Below are 3,530 nucleotides of genomic sequence, written 5' to 3'. Positions count from 1 at the left end.
TCTTTTTGGTCTGTATTCATGATTCTACCGTTTAATTGTTTCTCTTTATTTTGCCTTAGCTAACGTTTTTAGTCTCTAAGCATTTCTACTTATTGCAAAATTGGGATGCTCCCAGGCAAGTTGCCAGAAACTAGAACAAATACTTGAGCCTGATAACGGGCTATCTGTTGAACTTCTAAAATATTTCTACCAATGTTTACATCTTTAGTTAATACTATCCATCCTCTTTGACTAACAATAGGTAGCCACTCCGTATCCGGTGTATCTGGGGCAAAATGGGCATGATGAAATTCAATTTTAACCCCTATTTCTTGCAAAGCTTCACCGATAGATTTTCCTAAAGCGCGGTCTATAAAATAGGTGTATTGATAGGTTATGCCGCTTGCCAATTGCACTCGAATAAAATCGCTTTTTCAATTTGCCAAGGTTGACAATTATAATCATTGGCAATATCTTCTATAGAGTCCCCCGCATCATAAAGTTCTGTGACAACTTTAGTGGGAATTCCTGTTCCTGTGATCACGGGGTTTCCGAAGGAAATATTAGGGTCTATCTTTAGGACTTTATTGCTGAAGTCTTCCCCATTTATGTCGATAGTGGGAAAAAGCCGTGTGGCGATATATTGTTCATCCCATTCAATACGAGTTAAGAGATTATTTAAGAATTGTTTCATCGTCAATTGTCCCGAACGTGAGGCATTAATTAAATGTTCAAATTGTTCAATAAAAAGGTCAGTTCCATCGGTACTAAATTGTTTTTGAACCAGAGGATGATCGGTGTTAAATTGTTCACTAATATAGTCTAGGGCCAGTCTAACTTTATCGAGAGGGATGTTATGAACTTTGCGAATAACTCTTAAAACGTGCGCTTCCACTAAGTTAGTAAAGGAAAGTTGCGGAATATTCGGATTAGGTCGTTGAATGAGGGGTAAAAACTCTTTTTGTCCTTTTTTAGTGGGGTAGGTGCGTCCTCGTACCCACGTTCTCAGAGTGGGCAAAGGAATATGGAGATAGCGCGCAGTATCGGCTATAGTGTAGGTGGGAACATGATAGAGATGCTCTAGAGATAAGGGAGATGATGCTTTGACCATCGTTAATATTTTGGTGAAGTTGTTGGGATGAGATTATCGCCTATCATTTCATTTTAGCTAATTTTGGTATCCTTGAGGAGAGGGATAAAGCAGGATGAGGGCATCTCAGTGGACATTGGGGCTAAATGAGGTTATATTTTATCTATAGAAGAACGTTTGTATGTCGCAACGATAATGAGTAATTCACTGCCAAAATATCTAGAGGAAATCACGGGCATTTATCAACAGGGTAACGCCACAGAACACAGTTATCGTCCTGCTTTAAAAAAATTAATTGAATCCCTAAATAATAACCTACAAGCTCTCAATGAACCCAAAAGGATTGCTTGTGGCGCTCCAGATTTTGTGATTAATCAGGGTATAGTAGAAATTGGACATCTGGAAGCAAAAGATATCGGAACTTCTCTCAAAAAGGTTGAAAATACTCCCCAAATAAAACGTTATTTACAGGCTTTGGGTAATTTAATTATCACCGATCATTTAGAATTTCGTTGGTATGTATCGGGAGAATTGCGTCTATCAGCTGCCGTGGCAAGTCTTAATCAAAAAAAGCAAATTAAACCTGATTCCCAGGGTATTTTACAAGTAGAACAATTGTTCTGTCAATTTTTCCTCTCAAAAGTTATTCAGATAACAACACCGCGAGAATTAGCCAAAAAAATGGCCGCTTTAGCGCAGTTAATTCGAGATGCAATCGGCCAAGCTTTAAAAGATCAAGATTGCGGGGGAATGTTGCGGCAACAATTGCAATCTTTTCAACGAGTTTTAATTAGTGATCTCAATGAAGCGCAGTTTGCCGATATGTATGCACAAACAATCTGTTATGGTTTATTCGCAGCACGCTGTAATACGGATCAAATAAGTTCTTTTTCCAGGGAAACGGCAGCATTTCGCCTCCCGAAAACTAACCCTTTTTTGCGGGGAATTTTTCATCAAATTGCTGGTACAGAATTAGATGAGCGGATTACTTGGGCCGTGGATACTCTAGCCACTATTTTACAACAAACGGACATGGAGGGGATTCTGGGCAGCTTTGGAAAACGCACGCGCAAGCAGGATCCTGTGGTTCACTTTTATGAGACTTTTTTAGCAGAATACGATAGTAAAATGCGTGAGTCTAGGGGGGTTTATTATACCCCTGAACCCGTCGTTTCTTACATGGTTCGCAGTGTGGACTATATTCTAAAAAATAAGTTTCAGATTCCTAAAGGTTTGACCGATGCCAAAAAACTTACTATTAAAAATCCTAATGATAGCCAAGAAACTCAGGAAGTTCACCAAGTTTTAATCCTCGATCCTGCTGTGGGAACTGGCACTTTTTTACACTCTGTTATCGACCATATCTATGATAGTTTTCGTCAACAGAAAGGCATGTGGTCTAGTTATGTTAGTAAACATTTATTACCCCGTCTCTTTGGGTTTGAATTACTGATGGCTCCCTACACCGTAGCACACATGAAATTGGGTTTACAACTTCAGGAATTAGGCTATGATTTTAGTGCCGATGAACGCTTGGGAATCTATCTCACCAACACCCTACAGGAAGCTTTTCAAATTCCCCCTGCTGATGGTTTTTTAAATCGTATTCGCGATGAAGCAGAGTCAGCGCAAGGTGTTAAGCAAGAACATCCTGTTATGGTGATTATTGGTAATCCTCCCTACTCTGGACATTCCGTAAATACAGGAGAATGGATTAAGGAATTATTGAAGGGAAAAGATATTATTTCTGGAGAAAAAACTGCTAGTTATTTTGAAGTAGATGAGCAACCTTTAGGCGAAAAAAATCCCAAATGGTTAAATGATGATTATGTAAAATTTATTCGCTTTAGTCAATGGCGCATCGAGAAAACTGGTTACGGAATTTTAGCTTTTGTTACTAATCATGGTTATCTGGATAACCCAACTTTTCGGGGAATGCGTCAAAGTTTATTAAAAACTTTTGATGATATTTATATTCTCGATTTACACGGCAACAGTAAGAAAAAAGAAATCTGTCCAGACGGTTCACCCGATCAAAATGTGTTTGATATTCAGCAAGGTGTAGCTATTGGTATTTTTATTAAATATCACAATGGTTCTTCAAATTTAGCTAAAGTTTATCATGCTGATTTATGGGGCAAAAGGGAGATGATTGAGAATCAAGTTATTGTCGGTGGTAAGTATCATTGGTTAGATGAAAATGATCTTTATTCTACTTCTTGGCAAGAATTACAACCTGATTCTCCTTTTTATCTATTTAGGCTCTTCGTTACTTGGTATGGTTCGATAGGGGGGCATAAATCGACTAAATCCTTATCTGGCAAGGGATTTAATCCCACATTCCGCACCCTCAACTGTCACAGATCAAAAAAGCCATTAAAGTAGTACATAATAACTAAAATTAATTCAAAGGTTAAAAGGGTTAATGAGAATATATAGCATTAAAAGGGGTATGGAGCGA

Annotated in this window: 1 protein-coding gene and 2 pseudogenes; 1 reads left to right on the top strand and 2 read right to left on the bottom strand. The window is 38.2% G+C overall.

Annotated elements, in window-relative coordinates:
• Positions 1-113: 113 nt before the first annotated feature.
• Together IQ224_RS22620 and IQ224_RS22615 are read right to left on the bottom strand one after the other, a co-directional pair.
• Positions 114-377: pseudogene (locus IQ224_RS22620) on the bottom strand (hypothetical protein); the annotation flags it as partial.
• The gene (locus IQ224_RS22615) at positions 374-1,090 is read right to left on the bottom strand and encodes a DUF433 domain-containing protein (protein ID WP_084989841.1); all 717 of its coding nucleotides are present in this window, start codon (positions 1,088-1,090) and stop codon (positions 374-376) included. The gene IQ224_RS22615 and the pseudogene IQ224_RS22620, both read right to left, overlap by 4 nt.
• Before the next feature lie 174 nt (positions 1,091-1,264).
• On the opposite strand from IQ224_RS22615, the pseudogene IQ224_RS22610 reads away from it, so the two are divergent.
• Positions 1,265-3,331: pseudogene (locus tag IQ224_RS22610) on the top strand (N-6 DNA methylase); the annotation flags it as partial.
• Positions 3,332-3,530 lie beyond the last annotated feature (199 nt).

It is taken from the genome of Microcystis sp. LEGE 00066, from assembly GCF_015207925.1.
Lineage (GTDB): Bacteria > Cyanobacteriota > Cyanobacteriia > Cyanobacteriales > Microcystaceae > Microcystis > Microcystis ichthyoblabe_A.
This window is presented reverse-complemented; position numbering and strand designations above follow the sequence as displayed.